This window comes from Rouxiella sp. S1S-2 (assembly GCF_009208105.1).
In the GTDB taxonomy this organism is placed as follows: Bacteria; Pseudomonadota; Gammaproteobacteria; order Enterobacterales; family Enterobacteriaceae; genus Rouxiella.
Genome location: NZ_WFKL01000001.1, coordinates 147,755 through 167,559 on the forward strand (window position 1 = coordinate 147,755; position 19,805 = coordinate 167,559).

Consider the following 19,805-nt stretch of genomic DNA (forward strand, 5'->3'; position numbering starts at 1 on the left):
AATGTTAATTCTGTAGCATATGTCACGGGAGGAAATAAGCTTTTGTAAACGAATACTAATCAGATAGCTTACCAATGTTAGCAGGCTGATGAAGTGTTATGATATGCACAACTGACTGACGGGGCATGGTGTCCGGTCAAAAACTAATATTAAGGTGATTCCCATGATTATCGTCACTGGCGGTGCCGGCTTTATCGGTAGCAATATTATCAAATCGCTCAATGATATGGGATATCGTGATATTTTAGTGGTTGATAACCTTAAAGATGGCACTAAATTTGTCAATCTCGTCGACCTGGATATCGCGGACTACATAGACAAAGAAGAGTTTATCGCCAGCATCGTTGCCGGTGACGATTTGGGCGATATTGATGCCGTATTCCATCAGGGCGCATGCTCTTCCACCACTGAGTGGGATGGCAAATACATGATGGACAACAACTATCAGTATTCGAAAGACATTCTGCACTACTGTCTGGATCGCAGCATTCCTTTCCTTTATGCCTCTTCAGCGGCCACCTACGGCAGCCAAAACACCAGTTTTGTTGAAGACCGTAAGTACGAGCAACCACTAAACGTTTACGGCTACTCCAAATTCCTGTTCGACCAATACGTGCGTGAAATCCTGCCGCACGCTGAATCACAAATTACCGGTTTCCGCTATTTCAACGTTTATGGCCCGCGTGAAGGCCATAAAGGCAGCATGGCCAGCGTTGCTTTCCATCTGAATAACCAAATCAAAGCGGGCGAAAATCCAAAACTGTTTGCCGGCAGCGAAGAGTTCAAACGCGACTTCATCTATGTGGGTGATGTAGCGGCGGTAAACCTGTGGTTCTGGCAGAACGGTAAATCTGGCATTTTCAACTGCGGAACCGGTCGCTCAGAATCTTTCAAGGCCGTCGCTGATGCCGTTGTGGATTTCCACAAAACCGGTTCAATCGAAACTATTCCGTTCCCTGAAAAACTGAAAGGCCGCTACCAGTCTTTCACTCAGGCAGATATGACCCAGCTGCGCGCGGCGGGTTACGATAAGCCGTTTAAAACGGTGGCGGAAGGCGTGAGCGAATACATGAACTGGCTTAATCGTTAAGTTAGATTTAAGGGAATAAGTTAACGAGATGAAAACGCTGGTCATTGGGCCCTCTTGGGTGGGCGACATGATGATGTCGCAGAGTTTGTACCGTACTATCAAGGCAAACAATCCGCATGCTGAGATTGACGTGATGGCGCCCGCGTGGTGCCGTCCCCTGCTCGACAGGATGCCAGAGGTCAATCAGGCTCTGGCGATGCCGCTGGGCCACGGTGCACTCGAATTGGGAGAGCGCCGCCGTTTGGGCATTGCGCTGCGCAAAGAGGCCTATCAACAGGCCTTTGTATTACCCAACTCATTCAAGTCGGCGTTGGTGCCCTTTTTTGCTTCGATTCCCAAGCGTACCGGCTGGCGGGGAGAAATGCGTTTTGGCCTTCTTAACGACATCCGTAAGCTCGACAAAGACGCGTTTCCCTTAATGGTCCAGCGCTATGCGGCGCTGGGCTACGAAGCGTTGAAAATCAACTCTGCCAACGACCTGCCGAAGCCGATACTCTGGCCTCGGCTAGCGGTGAATCAAACCGAAATTACCGCCGTCAGCGCGTCTTTTGCTTTAACCGGCGAGCGCCCCATTGTCGGCTTTTGCCCAGGTGCCGAGTTTGGCCCCGCTAAGCGCTGGCCGCACTATCATTACGCCACGCTCGCTTCAATGCTTATCGAAGCAGGCTATCAGATAGTGCTGTTTGGCTCGGCTAAGGACCACGCGGCGGGCGAAGATATCCGCCAGGCGCTGTCTCCTGCAGCCGTAGATTTCTGTTTAAACATTGCGGGAAAAACATCGCTGGATCAGGCCGTGGTGCTGATTGCCGCCTGCCAGGCCATTGTGACCAACGACTCAGGCCTGATGCACGTTGCCGCTGCTTTGAACAAACCACTGGTCGCGCTATATGGCCCAAGCAGCCCAGACTTTACGCCGCCGCTCAGCGAGCAGGCGCGGGTGATTCGCCTGATTACCGGCTACCATAAAGTTCGCAAAGGCGATGCGGCAGAAGGCTATCACCAGAGTCTTATCGATATCCAACCCACTCAAGTTTTCAGCGAGCTACAGCAACTCCTGGCAGCAAAAAAGGAGCTGGAATGCGGGTTTTAATCGTTAAAACGTCCTCAATGGGTGACGTTTTACACACACTCCCTGCGCTGACTGATGCAATGCAGGCATTCCCTGACATCAAGTTTGACTGGGTCGTTGAGGAAGGGTTTTCACAAATTCCGAGCTGGCATCCTGCTGTCGACCGCGTGATTCCGGTAGCTATTCGCCGCTGGCGTAAAAACTGGTTTGGTTCAGAAACTCGCCAACAGCGCTGCGACTTCAAACGTGTTCTGCAATCTCGCACTTACGACATCATCATTGATGCTCAGGGTCTGGTAAAAAGTTCTGCGTTAGTCACCCGAATGGCCAAAGGCGAAAAACACGGTATGGACAGCAAAAGCGTCCGTGAACCCTTTGCCTGCTGGTTTTATGACAAAAAGCACTATATTGATAAGAAGCAGCATGCGGTGGAACGCACTCGTGAACTGTTTGCCAAAAGCCTAGGCTATGAAAAACCTGCTACGCAAGGTGATTACGCCATTGCTTCGCGTTTTCTGAGCAACCTGCCAGAAGAGGCCGAAAAGTATTTGGTGTTCCTGCATGCAACCACGCGTGCAGACAAACATTGGCCGGAAGAAAACTGGCGCGAGCTGATTGGCCTCCTGGCAGACACCTCACTAAAGATTAAACTTCCCTGGGGTGCCGACCACGAGTATCACCGCGCACTTCGCCTGGCCGAGGGTTTTGAGCACGTCGAGGTTTTGCCCAAGTTGAGTCTGGAAAAAGTAGCGGCTATTCTTGCTGGATCACAGGCCGTTGTCTCGGTCGATACCGGGTTAAGCCATTTGACCGCCGCGTTGGACCGCCCGAATATCACGCTTTACGGACCGACAGATCCCGGCCTTATCGGAGGCTACGGCCAAAACCAGACCACATGTCGTCCTGAGCGAGGTAACGCAATGGCAGATATCAGCGCTGCTCAGGTAAAAAAACTTCTGGATAGGGGGCGTTTGAGTCGTGAGTTCCTTCTTTAAACAACTCTATCGCTACACGCACAAGCGCCCGTTTCGACATAACGAGAATCTCTGGCCCTACATGAGGATCTCAAGGGCAGCGAGTGGAGAAATTATCAGCCTTAACTTTCGTGGACAGGTGATCCCGATAGTCAGCCTTGCCTCATTGGCAGGTGCCTGCTCTGGCCCTGTCATGCTGGCAGCTACGGGGCCATCAGTAAAAGACATTCAATTTAAAAGTCCGACACCAGTTCCTGCCATGGGGTTAAACGGCGCATGGTCATTGCACAATACTGTCGATTTTAAATTCTATGTCATTGTAGATATGGGATTTTTAGACAAACGTCCAGAAATGGTGGCCGAGATTGTATCTGACCCGACGTTAACACTCTTTACGACAGCGCACGGTATCGCCCGCATTGTAGACCGCGTGTCGCTGGCAAGAATCAAATGCTCTTTAGCGCTGATTGAAGACGCAGCCTTTAAAATTTTCCAGCCCAAAATACCGGCAACGGAGCTGGGTCGCTGTTATGCCAACGTACGCTGTGCCTCTTTCGCTGAAAATCGCCCTGACATTGGCTTTACCACCGACATCCGCCACGGCGTGTTTGACGCCGGAACCGTGGCCTACTGGGCGCTACAGATTGCGGCGTATTTAGGTTTTAACGAGATGTATATCATTGGCCTGGATATGAACAATTTTAATCAACCCAGGTTCTATGAGTCAGAAAGCAACAAGCTACCGAGTTTTCTGGCAGAAAGTCTGGATGAGCTGATTGTTCCAGCATTTACCCACGCGAGTCACGTATTGAAGAAGAAGAATATCAGGGTGGTTAATCTCTCGATGAAGAGCGCTATTTCAAACCACATCTTTGAGAAAGCGGATTATCATCAGGTTTTTCTCTAGGTTAACTCGCAAATAAAGCAATGGGGAGCTGACTCCCCGCACGGATGTTCTAAAGAGTGGGCTTTATCAACGACTCAATACGTTGCAGCACTTCTTGGCTGCTAATAATAGAAAGCGGTTGTTCGCTTATCGCCTTATCCAAATTTTCCACGTCGGCGGGTACCCACATAATCTGATGCAAATCGGGGTCTTGATACGGACCGGTGTACTTTGGCACGGCGGTCACAAACAGGCTGACGGTTTTAGTCTTTAACGCCACGGCTAAATGCAGCGGGCCGGTATCGCCGGTCACCAGCACGTCCATATTCTTCATAATACCCAACAGCTCAGAAAGGCTGGTTTTAGCGATATAGCTGATTACCTGCTGTTTTTCCACCTCGGACATGGCATCGAGAAATTCCTTTTCGAGCCCTTTTTCTTTCTCGGTGCCGATCAGTACGACTTCATACTGTGGCCCGAGGGCGATCAGCGATTTCGCCAGTTCGCCAAATTTAGCCACCGGCCAGCAGCGCAGCTTTTCCGAAGCCCCCATCTGGAAGCCGACGGTTATCTTTTTCATATCCTTGGCTATCGGCGGGAAATCAACCGGAATAAACATGTCTGTGTTGCTAATTTCGCAGCCCAACAGTTTAACCAAGTTGAGCTTTCTCTGAATTAAATGGCCTTCAAAACTTGGCACCGGATGGGCAAGCCAGCGTTCAATGCCGCTCGGCTTACCACCGTAAACATCTTTAACAATGTACTCACAGCCCGCCAGCACCGCGCTTATCACATCATAAGGTGGTTTCGAGTGCAGAATAATTGCCAGCTCGGGCTGGTTTATACGCAGCGCCTTTATCACGCCGGTAATATCACGAACCTTTTCGTCCCAGTACACCACGTCATCGAAATAGGCGCTTTTAGCGACCAGGCCTTTATTTTTATGACTGGAAACCAGCGTAATAAAAGCGTGCGGATAACGATTTTTAACAGCGCGGATCGCCGGGGTATTGAACATCAAGTCGCCCAGCGCGGTGGTCGAATAGATAACGATACTGGTAAAGATACGTTTCGAGTCAAACGAATCACAAGGCTTTAGTTGACCACCAAAAAGGGTGTAGGCCTGCAAAAACTTATTTGCTACTGCTGTTTTCCACTTCTTCGCCATCTTAATTCACTTTCCGCTGATAATATTCAGCCAATGTTAATCCCACCGTGCGCTCGCTCAGCCAGCTGAAGAGCTGCTCTAAATCACGATAAAGTCCTTCAATATCTTGTTCATTTTTAAACGTCGGGCTTCCGCCTGGCATAAATTCCGACGAGTGCAGCATAAACTCAACGTAATCATGCCCCTGCGACAGACTCTTCGCCGCTACCTGCTTCATTTTCTCAAGATTTTCGCCCGAAGGGCGCAACCATAGCGCAGAAGGAGAGCGCTTTTTGCCGCGAAGCGCGTCATAACCTTGTTTCAAACCGTTCATTAACGGCGAGTGCTTGAGGTGGATGCTCATCGGCACTTCAAGCAGTGAGGACTTGCCGGGGCGGCAGATATCCTCGGCATCCATGAAATAGGCCTCACGCGGGAAATGTCGATAGTCCGTTCCCCCCTGACCATCAGGATTACCCGGTGAGAATGCCCAATTGACGTGCGGAGTCACCGAACAATCGACCTGATAACCGTACTCCACCAGCAACGAGGCATAATATTCATTAAACGCCCAACGCCCTGCACGATGACTGAGCATTTTAGTCTGAAAAGAGTCTTCCAGCAGCTTGGTCATATGGTCGACCTTGGCCCTAATAACATCTTTCGGATATTCAATTAGATAGGGCTTATGTCGCCAATCATCAGGGGTCAACGGCTGGTGCGGCGGGCTGTACCACGCGTGCAGATGCATGCCGACTTCGCCCGTGCCGCGATGGATCACGTCTTTTGCAAATTCAACGTACTGCGCATCCATTGCCATCTCATAGTTAGTGAGATAAACAGGTTTAAAGCCGTATTTCTCGCAAAGCGCCTGAAACCGCGGCAGGTAGCGAGTATTCTCGGTTGAGATGCTATCGTGATTCTGCCAAAGATTGTCGCCTTCGGTGTCGATCGTGATGATAAATGCTGGTTTAGTCATAAAATGCTCAGTCAAAACGCAATGAAATTTTCTTGGCACAGCTCTGATTAATCGCCGTCATCCACAGGGGATGAACTAAAACTAATTCGTATTACGACAACAATTAACTCATTCTGTTGTCTATTCTTTGGTATTTTTTAACCCATAGCAAGAACGGTCTCGAACAGTAGCCACATTCTTCAGGGTCCTTTAGAATCTATCCCTAAATCCTTAAATAGCGATTAAAGATGACACAGGTTTCAGCAACGACTATCACCTCACCGCCGCGGCGTATCCTTATTATCAAACTGCGTCATCACGGCGATATGTTGCTGACCACACCGGTTATCAATACGCTGCATCAGCATTATCCCGACGCCGAAATTGATATGTTGATGTACCTGGAAACCCGCGAGATGCTGGCCAGCCATCCGGCGCTGAGTCATCTTTTTACCATCGACCGGCAGTGGAAAAAACAGGGTGTGCGAGCGCACATGGCGCATGAAATCAAGCTGGCTCGCCAGCTGATGCATCGCAAATACGATTTGGTTATTAACCTTGCCGACCAGTGGCGTAGCGCGATTGTCACTCGTCTGACCGGCGCACCTACCCGACTTGGCTTTGCGTTTCCCAAACGTCAGGGCAAAGCCTGGCCTTTTTGTCACACGCAACTCGTGAGCACCGCGGGCCACGGCGCGCTGCACACCGTTGAGCAAAACCTCTCTATCTTATCCCGCCTCGGACTGACGCCTGCGGTGACACACGCCACCATGAGCTATTCAGCCGAGGATGAACGGGCTGTCAGCCAGTTATTGCACGAAAGTGGAATCAAGCTCCCTTTTATTGTGGTGCAACCGACCTCCCGCTGGTTTTTCAAATGCTGGACCGAAGAGAAAATGGCCGAGACCTTCCGTGCATTAGCCGCCAAAGGCTATCCAATTGTAGTCACGGCGGGACCCGACAAGCGCGAACTTGTGATGGTGGACAAAATTCTGGCGCTTTGCCCAGGCATCAACATTGTCTCGCTGGCCGGAAAGCTTTCGCTGCGCCAACTGGCGGCGCTAATTGATCAGGCCGCGCTGTTTATTGGCGTTGACTCCGTTCCAATGCATATGGCAGCCGCGCTGCAAACGCCGCTGATTGCGCTATTTGGCCCGTCAAAACTGACCTTCTGGAAGCCCTGGCAGGCACTTGGAGAAGTTATTTGGGCCGGGGATTTCGGTCCGCTGCCCGACCCCGACGACATTGATACACACACATCCGAACGCTACCTTGATGCCATTCCCGCCCAGGCAGTCATTGATGCGGCAGACAGGTTACTCCCATGAAGCATTTCAGACTGGCGCTGGTGCGCCAAAAATATCGCCCAGACGGTGGTGCAGAACGCTTTGTTTCACGCGCGCTTGAAGCACTGGAAAACCATGACCTCGAACTAAACGTCATCACCCGCCAGTGGCAGGGCGAGATTAAACCGGGTTGGAAAGTGCATATCTGTGACCCGTGGAAGCTTGGGCGCATCAGTCGCGAGCGCGGTTTTGCCCACGCCGCGCGCAGCCTGTGGCAGAAAGAGTCCTTTGACTTGGTACAGAGCCATGAGCGAATCCCCGGCTGTGACCTGTATCGTGCGGGTGACGGCGTACATCGACGCTGGCTAGAGCAGCGCGCCCGCGTTCTTCCCGGCTGGAAGGCAAAACAGCTTTTTAGTGACCGCTACCACCGATACGTGATGCAGTCCGAGCAGCAAATGTATGCCGCACCGGAGCTAAAGGCGGTCATTTGCAACGCCGAGATGGTTAAACAGGAAATCATCAGCGAGTTTGGTGTACCCGCAGAAAAAATTCGGGTTATTTATAACGCCATCGACAGCCAAACATTCTTGCCGCCGAGCGAAGCACAACGCAGCGTTTTACGTGCCCGTTATCAGGTCCCCACCGAGGCAACCTGCCTGATTTACGTAGGGTCGGGCTTTGAGCGTAAAGGTTTGGATGCGGCAATAAAAGCCATTGCCAATACCGATCGCCACCTGCTGGTCGTGGGTAAAGATAAAGATGAAAAACACTATCGAGCGCTTTGTGCAACGTTAGGCTGTACGAATCGTGTACATTTCTTTGGGATGCAGACCTCGACGCTGGACTTTTACCAAATGGCCGACGGGCTGCTGTTGCCAACACTTTACGATCCGTTCCCGAATGTCATTCTGGAAGCGATGGCCTGCGGACTGCCGGTGATTACGACGCCAACCTGCGGCGGTTCCGAGTTTATCGTTCAAGGCGTTAACGGTTATGTATGCGATGCACTCGACGTAGCCGCGTTGCAGATGGCCGTTATGTCACTGCCAAAACAGGCTTTAGGATCGGCAGAGGGCGAAAAAGCGCGCGAAAGAATTATTGACTGCTCACCGCAGCGGCTTTCGGCACAGCTTATTTCACTGTATCAGGAGTTGGTGGGCTGATATGCGTATTCTCTTTGTTATTGATGGCCTGCCCGGTGGTGGCGCAGAAAAAGTGGTGCTGACGCTGGCCGAGGGATTGTTACAGCAGGGGCACCACGTCTCGTTGTTTTCACTGCGCGACGTTTGCCAATATTCTCTGCCTGCCGGCCTGAATTATGTCGTCATTAAAGACCAGAGTCGTTCGCCGTGGCGCAAGCTCACAGAGTTGTCACGCCGTTCCGCACAGTTAGACAAGGCCCTGCGCAAGACCGATGCGTTTGATTTGGTCTTATCGAACCTGCATAAAACCGACCGTATCGTCGCCAAAAGCCGAGTGTTGGACTTTAAAAAAGTCTGGTTTTGCCTGCACGGCATGTTCTCAACCTCGTATCTTGGCCATCGCACCGGCTTTGATCGCTGGTTGAAGCAGCAAAAAATCAAATCTGTGTACCACAATCGCAATGTGGTGGCCGTTTCCCGCGCCGTCGCCAATGACATCGAGCAGCAGTTTGGCCTGCGCCTTTCGCAGCTTGAGGTGATTTATAACCCTTTCGATATTGATGCCATTCGTGCCGCTGGCGAGCAGCCTTGTGAAATGGCCGGTCAGCCTTACCTCATCCACGTCGGCCGTTTTCATGAGAACAAACGACACGACCGACTGATTGAAGCCTATGCAAAAAGCGGCGTAACGGCGCCTTTGCTGCTGCTGGGTCAGGGCAAGCCGGAGCAAACTGAAAAGCTAAAAGCGCTGGCCGAGAAATTTGGCGTAGCAGAACGGGTTATATTCAAAGGTTTTCAGTCCAACCCTTATCCCTATGTGCGCCACGCATCGCAGCTGATTCTAAGTTCGGACAGCGAAGGATTTGGCAACGTGCTTGTCGAAGCTTTATTGCTTGATACACCGGCCGTTAGCACCCGCTGCCCCGGCGGTCCGGCTGAAATCCTCACTGGCGAACTGGCGCGCGGACTTGCCGACCTGAATACCGCCGCATTGGCCGATACCATTAAGGATATTTATAACAATCCGCCGGAAATAGACCAACAGCAGTTGACTCATTTCGGGATAGTGCCCATCTGCGAACAATACGCAGCGCTGGCAACCGGCAAGGGAGCCGAGGGCGAAGGAGGATAAAAATGATAGCTTTGGATGGGGTAACTATTTAGAATTCGGCCTTTACCCTTAGATTTTACGGATATTATGTTACAAACGCTGTATACCGTTCTTCTTTACCTCATCCAGCCGCTTATTTGGGTTCGTCTCTGGATGCGTGGTCGGAAAGCGCCGCTCTATCGTAAAAGATGGGCGGAGCGCTATGGATTCTGCCAGGGTAAAGTCGTGGCGGACGGCATTATGTTGCATTCAGTTTCCGTCGGTGAAACGCTGGCCGCGGTTCCTTTGGTACGGGCACTGCGCCATCGTTATCCTTATTTGCCCATTACGGTCACCACCATGACGCCTACCGGCTCAGAACGCGCGGTATCGGCTTTTGGTAAAGACGTCAGTCACGTTTATCTGCCTTACGACCTTCCGAGTTCAATTAACCGTTTCCTTGACCAAGTTCGCCCTAAGCTGGTGATCATCATGGAAACCGAGCTGTGGCCGAATCTGATTACCGCGCTACATCAGCGTGAAATTCCACTGGTTATCGCCAATGCACGCCTGTCAGCCCGCTCTGCCAAGGGCTATGGCAAGTTAGGCAAATTTATTCAGGGCGTGATGAAAAAAATCACCCTCATCGCGGCGCAAAACGCTGAAGACGGTGAACGCTTTGTCTCACTGGGGCTGAAACGCTCCCATCTTGCGGTAACCGGCAGCCTGAAATTCGATATTTCCGTCACCCCAGAGCTTGCCGCACGTGCGCTGACCCTGCGCAGCCAGTGGGCTTCGCGTCGCCAGGTGTGGATAGCCACCAGCACACACGATGGTGAAGAAGCGATTCTGCTCGCCGCGCATCGTGAACTGTTAAAAACTTTCCCTACTCTGCTGCTGATTTTAGTCCCGCGCCATCCTGAACGCTTCCCCGTTGCCTGTGACCTGACTAAAAAGGCAGGCATGACATTTATCCAGCGCAGCACCGGCGAAGTGCCTTCGGCACAAACGCAGGTGGTGATCGGCGATACGATGGGTGAACTGATGCTGCTTTACGGCATTGCCGATATCGCCTTTGTTGGCGGCAGTCTGGTAGAGCGCGGTGGGCATAATCCTCTTGAGGCTGCGGCGCACGCTATTCCGGTATTAATGGGTCCGCACACCTTTAACTTTAAAGACATCTGCGCCAAGCTGGCTCAGGCAGACGGGCTGATAACCGTGAATGACAGTCCCTCTCTGGTCAAAGAAATTTCAACCCTGCTGACCGATGAGGACTATCGTTTGTACTATGGCCGCCATGCGGTTGACGTATTGCGTCAGAATCAGGGCGCACTGCAGCGCCTGCTGCAACTGATGGAGCCTCATCTTCCACCGCGGAGTCACTAAAGTATGTCTGCCCAAAAACGCCTGTCGGTGGTGCTGATTGCTAAAAACGAAGCCTCACTGCTGGAAGACTGCCTGAACTCGGTCAGTTGGGCAGATGAAGTGGTGCTGCTCGATTCAGGCAGCACCGATGGCACGCAGGTGCTGGCGCGCAACCTTGGCGCAAAAGTGTTTGAAAACAGTCAATGGCAGGGATTCGGTAAACAGCGCCAGCTTGCCCAAGAGCACGCCAGCGGTGAATACATTTTGATGATCGATGCCGACGAGCGCGTTTCGCCCGAGCTGCGTAAATCAATTGAAGACTGTTTACGGCAACCCGATGAAAATAAAGTCTATCGACTTGGTCGGCGCAACCTGTTTTTGGGCCGTTTTATGCGCCACAGCGGTTGGTATCCAGACAGAGTAAACCGCCTGTATAAGGCTGATAAATATCGCTATAACGATGATCTCGTCCACGAATCGCTCAATGTTCAGGGCGCGGATATCGTCGATCTCAAAGGTGATTTGTTGCACCTCACCTGCCGCGACTATTTCGCTTTTCAACGCAAACAGATGAACTACGCGCAGGCCTGGGCAGAACAGCGCCATCAGCAGGGTAAACGATGCAGTTTCTTTTCAATCATCAGCCACACCCTTGGCGCTTTTTTCAAAACCTGGATCCTGCGCGCGGGTTTTCTTGACGGTAAACAGGGACTGATTCTTGCCAGCGTGAATGCGCAGTATACTTTTAATAAATATGCGGCCCTGTGGGCGTTCAGCCATCAACTGCAAAAAAGTGAGCCACTATGAGCACCAAGGCAATCTATCCCGGCACCTTCGACCCGTTGACCAATGGTCATCTGGACTTGGTAACCCGGGCATCATTGATGTTTGAGAAAGTTATTTTAGCTATTGCGGCCAGTCCGCATAAAAAAACGCTCTTTTCTCTTGATGAACGCGTCGCACTGGCGGCCAAGGCGACGTCTCATCTCGCTAACGTCGAGGTGATGGGCTTCAGTTCGCTGATGGCTAACTTCGCCAAAGAAAATCAGGCCAACATTCTGGTGCGTGGTTTACGTGCGGTATCTGATTTTGAATATGAAATGCAGCTCGCCAGTATGAACCGGCATCTGATGCCTACACTGGAAAGCGTATTCTTGATGCCTTCGAAAGAGTGGTCATTTATTTCGTCCTCTTTAGTGAAAGAGGTGGCGCGACACGGGGGAGATATCACGCCTTTCCTGCCTGCTCACGTGACTCAGGCCTTACTTGAGAAAATAGCAGCCGATTAACGCTGACAGATGCGGCAAAAGAAGGTGCTACGCTGGGCATGCTTGCTGCTTTCAATGAGCGTTCCGCAAACCCGGCAAGCCTCGCCCGCACGGCCATATACCTGCAATTCCTGAGCAAAATACCCCGGCTTGCCGTCAGACTGTAAAAAATCACGCAGCGTGGTACCACCTTGCTCAATAGAGCGCAGCAATACCGCCTTAATCGTCGATACTAACAGTCCGTACTCTTCCATCGACAGCGAATTTGCCGGCCGGTCGGGAGATATTCCCGCCACAAACAGCGATTCGCTGGCGTAAATGTTACCCACCCCGACCACCAGCTTGTTATCCATCAACCATGGTTTGATGGGCGATTTTTTCTTTTGGGATTTATCATGCAAATAGTCGGCGGTGAAATCCTCACTGAGCGGCTCCGGTCCCAAATGAGACAAAACGCTGCTGCCCGCCAGATCCTGACACCAGAGCCAGGCACCAAAGCGGCGCGGGTCGGTATAACGCAGGACGTAGCCTGTATCCATCACCAAATCAACGTGGTCGTGCTTGGCAGGCTCAGTCTCTTCCGCCAGCACCCGCAAACTGCCTGACATACCGAGATGAATAATTATCCAGCCGCTTTTTAGTTCGACCAGCAAGTACTTCGCACGGCGCTGCACGCTGATAACCACCTGGTCGCTTAGCGCCATAATCTCTTGCGATACCGGCCAGCGAAGACGAGCATTGCGTACTACGGCGTGCATGATGGTATGACCCACCAAATAAGGCTCAATACCGCGACGGCTGGTTTCAACCTCTGGTAGTTCTGGCATGAAATATTCCTAAAGCCATGAATGTGCGATGTAGTGTAGCCAACGCCGCTACAGCTTCAAGTACGAAGGGGAATTTGGGGCATAAAAAAACCCAGCCGGAGCCGGGTTTTTATTAATCCGCTAAAATTATTTAATTTTAGCTTCTTTATAGATCACGTGCTGGCGGACAACTGGATCGAATTTCTTCAGTTCCAATTTTTCCGGCTTAGTACGCTTGTTCTTCGTGGTGGTATAGAAGTGACCAGTACCAGCAGAAGAAACCAGCTTGATCTTCTCGCGAACACCTTTAGCCATGTTTCAGTTCCTTTCCTTAATACTTCTCACCACGGGCACGAATTTCGGCCAAGACCGTTTCGATACCCTTCTTATCAATCACGCGCATACCTTTAGCAGATACACGCAGAGTTACAAAGCGCTTCTCACCTTCAACCCAAAAACGATGGGAATGCAGGTTTGGCAGAAAACGGCGTTTGGTCGCGTTCATTGCGTGGGAACGGTTGTTACCGCTCACCGGGCGCTTGCCAGTAACTTGGCAGACTCGGGACATGTGTCTATTCTCCAAAAATCAAATCAGCTCGAGCTTCGTATAGGGTATGGCCGCCTCGTCAGGCTTTGAGAGCCCATCTCAGCAAACTCCACTGAGAACCGACTCACTGTCGTCGGGTAAAAACCATAAATCATCAGGTTAATCCTATCATCGTGAAGATGTTAGGTATTGAAACCTGCTGAGATAGGCTCTTAACGCCAAACCCAAGATTCTCAAAGGTGGCGTAGTATACGCTCTAGAGCGTAAGTGCTCAAGTCCCGAACAGCTAAAGATCCCTCGGGATCTTTAAAAAATAAGTCTAAATCCAACCACGCTCGGCAAAAGAGACCGTTTCTCCGCCACCTACGACAAAATGATCGAGTACGCGGATGTCTAGCAGTTGGCACGCTTTTATTATCTGTTCGGTTACCCTTTTGTCCGCAAAACTCGGTTCTGCTTTGCCGGACGGGTGATTATGCGCCAGAATCAGCGCCGTCGCATTAACCTTCATCGCTTCGCGCACAATTTCACGCGGATGAATCTCAACGCTGCTAATGGTACCAGCAAACATCTCCTCATGGCGAATAACACGGTGTTGATTGTCTAGAAAAAGTACTAAAAACACCTCTCGCTCGCGATGAGACAGTAAATTCTGTAAAAACTGACGGGTGATAAAAGGATTGAGCAACACATTTTCGCATGCAAGTTGCTCCGCATAACGCCGCTGGCTGAGTTCCGTAACCGCCGAGAGCTGCGCAAATTTAGCTGCCCCCATCCCGTGAAATCCAATAATCGTGTTGTAATCGGCAGCCAAAATTTCATAAATAGACCCAAAGTGCGCCACCAGGCTTTCAGCTAAAGCCATCACGTTCATTCCACGCACGCCGGTGCGTAGAAAAATGGCCAGCAGCTCGCAGTCCGATAAACTCGAGGCTCCCATTTCGATCAGTTTTTCTCTGGGACCTTCCCCTTCCTGCCAGATTTTTTTATTGTTGTTCATCCCCCACTCCTTGTGAACCAGGATTGTGGCATAGCCTGATAAGCGAGGGTTTAGGCGAAATATTTCCCTGCGAGACCTCTCGCAAAATGAGAGAACGGTATCCTTAATAACGAAACCGTATAGCTGTCATGAATGAGCATTATGCTAAAATATCGCCTCATTGGACTTTCAATCGGACAACCATAATGACGGGAATTTCCGGCAAACACATTGTGCTTGGCGTCAGTGGCGGCATAGCGGCCTACAAAGCACCCGAGCTGGTACGGCGTCTACGCGATCGCGGCGCACAAGTGCGAGTGGTAATGACAGAAGCAGCAAAAGCCTTCATTACGCCACTCAGCCTGCAGGCCGTTTCTGGCTATCCCGTATCAGATTCCCTGCTCGACCCGGCTGCCGAGGCGGCGATGGGCCATATAGAACTGGGGAAATGGGCCGACCTCGTCATTATTGCGCCTGCTACCGCTGATTTAATGGCACGAATGAACGCAGGCATGGCCAATGATCTCCTGACCACGGTTTGTCTGGCGACAGCCGCACCCATTGCGGTTGTTCCGGCAATGAACCAGCAAATGTACCGCGCAACGGTCACCCAGGAAAATTTGCACCAGCTGTCTGCAAGAGGCACTCTGCTGTGGGGGCCGGACGAAGGCAGCCAGGCCTGTGGCGACGTGGGTCCCGGCCGCATGCTTGACCCGATGGTGATTGTCGGCATGGCGGTTGAACACTTTTCGCCGCGCCTCGACCTGCAGCATCTTAAGATTATGGTTACCGCCGGACCCACCCGTGAAGCGCTGGACCCCGTTCGCTACATCAGTAATCACAGCTCGGGAAGAATGGGTTTTGCCATTGCCGAAGCGGCTGCAAAACGCGGTGCGCAGGTTACGCTGGTGAGCGGTCCCGTTTCGCTACCCACGCCGCACAATGTGGCACGAATTGACGTCACCACCGCGCTCGAAATGCAAGCGGCCGTTAATCACAGCGTAACTTCTCAGCATATTTTCATTTCCTGCGCCGCAGTGGCAGACTATCGTGCTACAACGATTGCCGATGAGAAGATTAAAAAGCAAGGTGATGAAATTACTCTGAAAATGGTCAAAAATCCGGATATTGTTGCCGGCGTTGGCGCCCTGAAAGAGCATCGCCCATATGTCGTAGGATTTGCCGCTGAAACCCAGAATGTGGAAGAATACGCCCAACAAAAACGTATCAGGAAGAATATTGACCTGATATGCGCAAATGATGTTTCACTTGCCGGGCATGGTTTTAATAGCGATACCAATGCCTTGCATCTTTTTTGGCAAAATGGAGATCTGCGTTTACCCCTTAGTGATAAACAGCAGCTTGGCCAAGATTTACTAAACGAGATTGTCAGCCGTTATGATGAAAAAAATAGACGTTAAGATCCTTGATTCGCGCATTGGCAAAGATTTTCCTTTGCCAACTTACGCCACACCGGGTTCTGCAGGCCTGGACTTACGTGCTGTTCTGGATACCGCCGTTGAGCTGCATCCGGGTGAAACCACTCTGCTGCCTACGGGTCTGGCTATCCATATCGGTGATGCCAATCTGGCAGCGGTTATCCTGCCTCGTTCAGGCCTGGGCCACAAACACGGCGTTGTGCTAGGTAACCTGGTTGGTCTCATTGATTCAGACTATCAGGGTCAATTGATGGTTTCAGTCTGGAATCGTGGGCAAACTACCTTCACGATTGAACCGGGCGAGCGCATTGCCCAGATGGTATTCGTGCCTGTTGTGCAGGCTGAATTCAATCTGGTAGAAGACTTTTCTAACAGCGAACGCGGCGAAGGTGGCTTTGGTCACTCAGGACGCCAGTAAGAATCTGTTCAACATCGCGGTGCAGGGCCGCAGGATATTGAACAGATCCTTATTTATATCAAACCGATACAATAAAAAATTACTGATACCCTACCGCTTTTAACCCGCTGGGCTCACTGCCCGTGTCTGATTAAAAGCCAAAGGTCGATAAGCCGCAAAATCTGATGATTGAAGCGGCAATTGTGCGGTTTTTTTATATTTTTAAGCCGTTTTTTAGCAAGGGTCTATTCAGACATGGCAGAAAAAGAAAATACTAAAAGGAACCGGCGCGAGGAGATTTTGCAGGCATTAGCGCAAATGCTTCAGTCTAGCGATGGCAGCCAGCGTATTACTACGGCAAAACTTGCCGCCAATGTCGGGGTGTCCGAGGCTGCGCTTTACCGTCATTTTCCTAGCAAAACGCGAATGTTCGACAGTCTTATCGAGTTTATAGAAGACAGCCTGATCACCCGTATTAACCTCATCCTGCAGGATGAGAAAGATACGCTGAATCGGCTTCGTCTCATTCTGCTGCTGATTCTTGGTTTTGCAGAACGTAATCCGGGACTGACCCGCATTATGACCGGACACGCGTTAATGTTTGAACAAGATCGTTTACAGGGTCGCATTAACCAGCTTTTTGAGCGTATTGAGGTTCAGCTTCGGCAGGTGCTGCGCGAAAAGAAGATGCGTGAAGGTAGCGGTTTCAATACTGACGAAACGCTGCTGGCCAGCCAGCTATTGGCCATTTGTGAAGGGTTGTTGTCACGGTTTGTTCGGTCAGAATTTAAATATCGCCCAACGCAAGACTTTGACACTCGCTGGCCGCTGATCGCAGCCCAGCTTCAGTAACCGCTAATATAGCGTATCGAAAAAGCAAAAAAGGGCCATTGGCCCTTTTCTTTTGCCTGTCAGAACGTCTCAAATACCGTACTGCTGGCGATAGCCACGGACGGCGGCCAAATGATCGGCCATCTCAGTTTTCTCTTCCAGGTAGTCAATCAGGTCGGCAAGCGTAATGATAGAAATCACCTTGCAGTGATAGTCGCGTTCAACTTCTTGAATCGCAGAGATATCAGCACGGCCACGCTCCTGACGGTCGAGAGAAATCAGCACGCCAGCCAACGACGCGTTATTTGCGTTGATGATTTCCATGGATTCCCGAATGGCCGTTCCGGCGGTGATTACGTCATCCACCAGCATCACTTTGCCCTGCAGCGGACTGCCGACTAATGTGCCACCTTCACCGTGGTCCTTTGCTTCTTTACGGTTGAAGCAGTAAGGCACGTCGCGCTCGTGCTGTTCGGCCAGCGCCACCACGGTGGTGGTAGCAATCGGGATACCTTTATAGGCCGGGCCAAACACCAAGTCAAAATCGATGCCTGAATCTATCAGGGCTTCTGCGTAAAAGCGTCCCAGCAAGGCTAAATCACGACCGGTGTTAAACAGGCCTGCATTAAAAAAGTAGGGGCTGATGCGGCCGGATTTCAGGGTAAATTCGCCGAATTTCAAAACCTGCTTGTTCAATGCAAACTCAATAAACTGGCGCTGATAGGCTTTCATGGGTGCTTTTTCCTCGTCTTTTATTATCAACTCGCTGGCCCGAAGGCCATATATGAAAAAGGCGACTACATTAGCCGCCTTGAATAATTATTCTGCCAGAACCGCTTTTTGCGCCTGGAAGATAGTCTCGATTCCCCCTCGAGCGAGAGCCAATAAACTCAGCAACTCGTCGTGGCTGAACGGCTCACCTTCTGCAGTACCCTGAACTTCGATCATTCGACCGTCTTCCATCATCACGACGTTCATATCGGTTTCAGCGGCGGAGTCCTCAACGTATTCGAGGTCACACAGCGCTTCGCCCTTGACGATGCCAACGGACACAGCAGCGACCAGGCCTTTCATTGGGTTGGCTTTCAGTTTACCCGCCGCAACCAGCGCGTTTAAGGCATCGGCCAGCGCAACGCAGGCGCCAGAAATTGATGCTGTGCGCGTACCGCCGTCTGCTTGCAGCACGTCGCAGTCAAGAGTGATGGTGAATTCGCCAAGCTTTTTGAGATCAACGGCGGCGCGCAGTGAGCGAGCAATAAGACGCTGGATTTCTAAAGTACGGCCACCCTGCTTGCCTTTTGCCGCTTCACGCGGGTTACGGCTGTGGGTAGAACGCGGCAACATACCGTATTCTGCCGTGATCCATCCTTGTCCCTGACCTTTCAGAAAGCGAGGAACCCCTTCTTCAACAGTGGCGGTGCAAAGGACTTTCGTGTCACCAAATTCAACCAAAACAGAACCTTCAGCGTGTTTTGTGTAGTTTCTGGTCAGGGTAAGTGGGCGCACTTGTTGTGCATTTCGGCCTGCTGGACGCATGGGGTTGTTCTCCGGCTCGCAAATCATAGTTGGCTGCGCATTATACGGGCTTCGTGAGGTAATGCCTATCATGACGGGTTCAGCGAGGCTATAATCCTTGCATCTTTACATTAACAGGTAGACAGACATGATTCGTAGTATGACCGCTTATGCCCGACGTGAAATCAAGGGAAGCTGGGGCAGCGCAGCGTGGGAACTTCGCTCCGTTAACCAACGTTATCTTGAAACCTACATCCGTCTGCCCGAGCAGTTTCGCAGTCTGGAGCCGGTTATTCGTGAACGCGTACGCGCCCGACTGACCCGCGGCAAGGTTGAATGCAATTTGCGCTTCGATCTCGACCCTAGCGCGCAAGGCACTCTGCAGCTCAACGAAAAGCTGGCTAAACAGCTGGTCGAAGCGGCACAGTGGGTCAAAATGCAAAGTGACGAAGGGGAAATCAACCCGCTCGACGTGCTGCGCTGGCCGGGCGTGATGGTTGCCGAGGAGCAAGATCTGGACGCCATCAGCAACGAATTGCTGGTTGCACTCGACGGCGCACTGGATGATTTCATTCTGGCCCGCGAAAGCGAAGGCGCTTCACTGAAAACGCTTATTGAACAACGCCTCGACGGCGTCAGTGCGGAAGTGATTAAGGTTCGTGCCCAGATGCCCAACGTTTTGCTGTGGCAGCGCGAACGGCTGGTCAGCAAGCTCGAAGACGCACAGGTTCAGCTTGAAAATACCCGTCTGGAACAAGAGCTGGTGCTGATGGCGCAGCGCGTAGACGTCGCCGAAGAATTGGACCGCCTTGACGCACACGTTAAAGAAACGCATAAAATCCTCAAGAAAGAGGAAGCCGTTGGCCGCCGTCTGGACTTTATGATGCAAGAGTTTAATCGTGAGTCCAACACGCTGGCATCGAAATCCATCAACTCCGATGTGACAACCTCCGCCATCGAGCTGAAGGTGCTTATCGAGCAGATGCGCGAGCAGATTCAGAATATCGAGTAAA

Annotated in this window: 22 protein-coding genes; 14 read left to right on the forward strand and 8 right to left on the reverse strand. The window is 51.4% G+C overall.

Annotation, left to right across the window (positions count from 1 at the left end; all coding sequences use genetic code 11):
• Positions 1-163: 163 nt before the first annotated feature.
• Genes rfaD through GA565_RS00695 form a run of 4 tightly spaced genes read left to right on the forward strand, consistent with a single transcriptional unit; the run spans position 164 to position 4,040 of the window.
• Positions 164-1,090: an ADP-glyceromanno-heptose 6-epimerase gene (rfaD, locus tag GA565_RS00680; RefSeq protein WP_152196971.1), complete on the forward strand. Its 927-nt coding sequence runs from the start codon at positions 164-166 to the stop codon at positions 1,088-1,090.
• A gap of 28 nt (positions 1,091-1,118) precedes the next feature.
• Entirely contained in the window at positions 1,119-2,180 is a 1,062-nt protein-coding gene (gene rfaF / locus GA565_RS00685; protein WP_152196972.1) for an ADP-heptose--LPS heptosyltransferase RfaF, read from the forward strand.
• Complete coding sequence (gene rfaC / locus GA565_RS00690) at positions 2,168-3,154, forward strand: lipopolysaccharide heptosyltransferase RfaC (protein WP_152196973.1); 987 nt, start codon at positions 2,168-2,170, stop codon at positions 3,152-3,154. Before rfaF ends, rfaC begins: the two co-directional genes overlap by 13 nt.
• Entirely contained in the window at positions 3,138-4,040 is a 903-nt protein-coding gene (locus GA565_RS00695) for a sugar glycosyltransferase (RefSeq protein WP_152196974.1), read from the forward strand. Before rfaC ends, GA565_RS00695 begins: the two co-directional genes overlap by 17 nt.
• A gap of 49 nt (positions 4,041-4,089) precedes the next feature.
• Here the strand turns inward: GA565_RS00695 and GA565_RS00700 are convergent, their stop codons facing one another.
• Both GA565_RS00700 and GA565_RS00705 read right to left on the reverse strand, forming a co-directional pair.
• The gene (locus GA565_RS00700) at positions 4,090-5,187 is read right to left on the reverse strand and encodes a glycosyltransferase family 9 protein (protein WP_152196975.1); all 1,098 of its coding nucleotides are present in this window, start codon (positions 5,185-5,187) and stop codon (positions 4,090-4,092) included.
• A gap of 1 nt (position 5,188) precedes the next feature.
• The gene (locus GA565_RS00705) at positions 5,189-6,145 is read right to left on the reverse strand and encodes a polysaccharide deacetylase family protein (protein WP_152196976.1); all 957 of its coding nucleotides are present in this window, start codon (positions 6,143-6,145) and stop codon (positions 5,189-5,191) included.
• Between the two features lie 227 nt (positions 6,146-6,372).
• Here GA565_RS00705 and rfaQ point away from each other — a divergent pair, with 227 nt between their 5' ends.
• The 6 genes from rfaQ to coaD all read left to right on the forward strand — a co-directional run bounded on the left by rfaQ (position 6,373) and on the right by coaD (position 12,299).
• Positions 6,373-7,452 (forward strand): putative lipopolysaccharide heptosyltransferase III, encoded by a 1,080-nt coding sequence (rfaQ, locus tag GA565_RS00710; protein WP_152196977.1) that lies wholly within the window; start codon positions 6,373-6,375, stop codon positions 7,450-7,452.
• On the forward strand, positions 7,449-8,576 hold the full coding sequence (locus GA565_RS00715) for a glycosyltransferase family 4 protein (protein ID WP_152196978.1): 1,128 nt from the start codon (positions 7,449-7,451) through the stop codon (positions 8,574-8,576). Before rfaQ ends, GA565_RS00715 begins: the two co-directional genes overlap by 4 nt.
• A gap of 1 nt (position 8,577) precedes the next feature.
• Positions 8,578-9,687, forward strand: a complete 1,110-nt coding sequence (locus GA565_RS00720; RefSeq protein ID WP_152196979.1) for a glycosyltransferase — start codon at positions 8,578-8,580, stop codon at positions 9,685-9,687.
• Between the two features lie 66 nt (positions 9,688-9,753).
• On the forward strand, positions 9,754-11,031 hold the full coding sequence (waaA, locus tag GA565_RS00725; RefSeq protein ID WP_152196980.1) for a lipid IV(A) 3-deoxy-D-manno-octulosonic acid transferase: 1,278 nt from the start codon (positions 9,754-9,756) through the stop codon (positions 11,029-11,031).
• Between the two features lie 3 nt (positions 11,032-11,034).
• The gene (locus GA565_RS00730; RefSeq protein WP_152196981.1) at positions 11,035-11,817 is read left to right on the forward strand and encodes a glycosyltransferase family 2 protein; all 783 of its coding nucleotides are present in this window, start codon (positions 11,035-11,037) and stop codon (positions 11,815-11,817) included.
• A complete protein-coding gene (coaD, locus tag GA565_RS00735) occupies positions 11,814-12,299 on the forward strand; it encodes a pantetheine-phosphate adenylyltransferase (protein WP_152196982.1) in 486 nt (161 codons plus the stop codon). Before GA565_RS00730 ends, coaD begins: the two co-directional genes overlap by 4 nt.
• On the opposite strand, the gene mutM is transcribed toward coaD, so the two are convergent.
• The 4 genes from mutM to radC all read right to left on the reverse strand — a co-directional run bounded on the left by mutM (position 12,296) and on the right by radC (position 14,631).
• Positions 12,296-13,105 (reverse strand): bifunctional DNA-formamidopyrimidine glycosylase/DNA-(apurinic or apyrimidinic site) lyase, encoded by an 810-nt coding sequence (gene mutM / locus GA565_RS00740; RefSeq protein WP_152196983.1) that lies wholly within the window; start codon positions 13,103-13,105, stop codon positions 12,296-12,298. The two genes, coaD and mutM, sit on opposite strands and share 4 nt — an antisense overlap.
• 126 nt (positions 13,106-13,231) lie before the next feature.
• A complete protein-coding gene (gene rpmG / locus GA565_RS00745; protein ID WP_004392084.1) occupies positions 13,232-13,399 on the reverse strand; it encodes a 50S ribosomal protein L33 in 168 nt (55 codons plus the stop codon).
• Positions 13,400-13,415: 16 nt separating this feature from the next.
• Entirely contained in the window at positions 13,416-13,652 is a 237-nt protein-coding gene (gene rpmB / locus GA565_RS00750; RefSeq protein ID WP_005164747.1) for a 50S ribosomal protein L28, read from the reverse strand.
• Between the two features lie 298 nt (positions 13,653-13,950).
• Complete coding sequence (gene radC / locus GA565_RS00755; protein WP_152196984.1) at positions 13,951-14,631, reverse strand: DNA repair protein RadC; 681 nt, start codon at positions 14,629-14,631, stop codon at positions 13,951-13,953.
• A 185-nt stretch (positions 14,632-14,816) separates the two neighbouring features.
• Between radC and coaBC the strand changes: the two genes are divergently transcribed.
• From coaBC to slmA, 3 genes are all read left to right on the forward strand, one after another.
• Positions 14,817-16,031: a bifunctional phosphopantothenoylcysteine decarboxylase/phosphopantothenate--cysteine ligase CoaBC gene (gene coaBC / locus GA565_RS00760; protein WP_152196985.1), complete on the forward strand. Its 1,215-nt coding sequence runs from the start codon at positions 14,817-14,819 to the stop codon at positions 16,029-16,031.
• Positions 16,009-16,467: a dUTP diphosphatase gene (gene dut, locus GA565_RS00765; protein WP_152196986.1), complete on the forward strand. Its 459-nt coding sequence runs from the start codon at positions 16,009-16,011 to the stop codon at positions 16,465-16,467. Before coaBC ends, dut begins: the two co-directional genes overlap by 23 nt.
• Before the next feature lie 234 nt (positions 16,468-16,701).
• Positions 16,702-17,298 (forward strand): nucleoid occlusion factor SlmA, encoded by a 597-nt coding sequence (gene slmA, locus GA565_RS00770; RefSeq protein WP_055773549.1) that lies wholly within the window; start codon positions 16,702-16,704, stop codon positions 17,296-17,298.
• Positions 17,299-17,367: 69 nt separating this feature from the next.
• On the opposite strand, the gene pyrE is transcribed toward slmA, so the two are convergent.
• Together pyrE and rph are read right to left on the reverse strand one after the other, a co-directional pair.
• Positions 17,368-18,009 (reverse strand): orotate phosphoribosyltransferase, encoded by a 642-nt coding sequence (pyrE, locus tag GA565_RS00775; protein WP_055773547.1) that lies wholly within the window; start codon positions 18,007-18,009, stop codon positions 17,368-17,370.
• A gap of 87 nt (positions 18,010-18,096) precedes the next feature.
• Positions 18,097-18,813: a ribonuclease PH gene (rph, locus tag GA565_RS00780; RefSeq protein WP_152196987.1), complete on the reverse strand. Its 717-nt coding sequence runs from the start codon at positions 18,811-18,813 to the stop codon at positions 18,097-18,099.
• A 127-nt stretch (positions 18,814-18,940) separates the two neighbouring features.
• Between rph and GA565_RS00785 the strand changes: the two genes are divergently transcribed.
• The gene (locus tag GA565_RS00785) at positions 18,941-19,804 is read left to right on the forward strand and encodes a YicC/YloC family endoribonuclease (protein ID WP_084982216.1); all 864 of its coding nucleotides are present in this window, start codon (positions 18,941-18,943) and stop codon (positions 19,802-19,804) included.
• The last annotated feature ends 1 nt before the right edge of the window (position 19,805 follow it).

Excerpts from the sequence above, each read along its gene's own strand:
- GA565_RS00785 (WP_084982216.1), top strand. The coding sequence starts at position 18,941 with ATGATTCGTAGTATGACCGCTTATGCCCGACGTGAAATCAAGGGAAGC.
- radC (WP_152196984.1), bottom strand. The coding sequence starts at position 14,631 with ATGAACAACAATAAAAAAATCTGGCAGGAAGGGGAAGGTCCCAGAGAA.
- rpmB (WP_005164747.1), bottom strand. The coding sequence starts at position 13,652 with ATGTCCCGAGTCTGCCAAGTTACTGGCAAGCGCCCGGTGAGCGGTAAC.
- rfaQ (WP_152196977.1), top strand. The coding sequence starts at position 6,373 with ATGACACAGGTTTCAGCAACGACTATCACCTCACCGCCGCGGCGTATC.
- rfaD (WP_152196971.1), top strand. The coding sequence starts at position 164 with ATGATTATCGTCACTGGCGGTGCCGGCTTTATCGGTAGCAATATTATC.
- rph (WP_152196987.1), bottom strand. The coding sequence starts at position 18,813 with ATGCGTCCAGCAGGCCGAAATGCACAACAAGTGCGCCCACTTACCCTG.
- rfaC (WP_152196973.1), top strand. The coding sequence starts at position 2,168 with ATGCGGGTTTTAATCGTTAAAACGTCCTCAATGGGTGACGTTTTACAC.
- slmA (WP_055773549.1), top strand. The coding sequence starts at position 16,702 with ATGGCAGAAAAAGAAAATACTAAAAGGAACCGGCGCGAGGAGATTTTG.
- rpmG (WP_004392084.1), bottom strand. The coding sequence starts at position 13,399 with ATGGCTAAAGGTGTTCGCGAGAAGATCAAGCTGGTTTCTTCTGCTGGT.
- GA565_RS00730 (WP_152196981.1), top strand. The coding sequence starts at position 11,035 with ATGTCTGCCCAAAAACGCCTGTCGGTGGTGCTGATTGCTAAAAACGAA.
- coaD (WP_152196982.1), top strand. The coding sequence starts at position 11,814 with ATGAGCACCAAGGCAATCTATCCCGGCACCTTCGACCCGTTGACCAAT.
- dut (WP_152196986.1), top strand. The coding sequence starts at position 16,009 with ATGATGAAAAAAATAGACGTTAAGATCCTTGATTCGCGCATTGGCAAA.
- GA565_RS00720 (WP_152196979.1), top strand. The coding sequence starts at position 8,578 with ATGCGTATTCTCTTTGTTATTGATGGCCTGCCCGGTGGTGGCGCAGAA.
- coaBC (WP_152196985.1), top strand. The coding sequence starts at position 14,817 with ATGACGGGAATTTCCGGCAAACACATTGTGCTTGGCGTCAGTGGCGGC.
- GA565_RS00705 (WP_152196976.1), bottom strand. The coding sequence starts at position 6,145 with ATGACTAAACCAGCATTTATCATCACGATCGACACCGAAGGCGACAAT.
- waaA (WP_152196980.1), top strand. The coding sequence starts at position 9,754 with ATGTTACAAACGCTGTATACCGTTCTTCTTTACCTCATCCAGCCGCTT.
- rfaF (WP_152196972.1), top strand. The coding sequence starts at position 1,119 with ATGAAAACGCTGGTCATTGGGCCCTCTTGGGTGGGCGACATGATGATG.
- mutM (WP_152196983.1), bottom strand. The coding sequence starts at position 13,105 with ATGCCAGAACTACCAGAGGTTGAAACCAGCCGTCGCGGTATTGAGCCT.
- GA565_RS00700 (WP_152196975.1), bottom strand. The coding sequence starts at position 5,187 with ATGGCGAAGAAGTGGAAAACAGCAGTAGCAAATAAGTTTTTGCAGGCC.
- GA565_RS00715 (WP_152196978.1), top strand. The coding sequence starts at position 7,449 with ATGAAGCATTTCAGACTGGCGCTGGTGCGCCAAAAATATCGCCCAGAC.
- pyrE (WP_055773547.1), bottom strand. The coding sequence starts at position 18,009 with ATGAAAGCCTATCAGCGCCAGTTTATTGAGTTTGCATTGAACAAGCAG.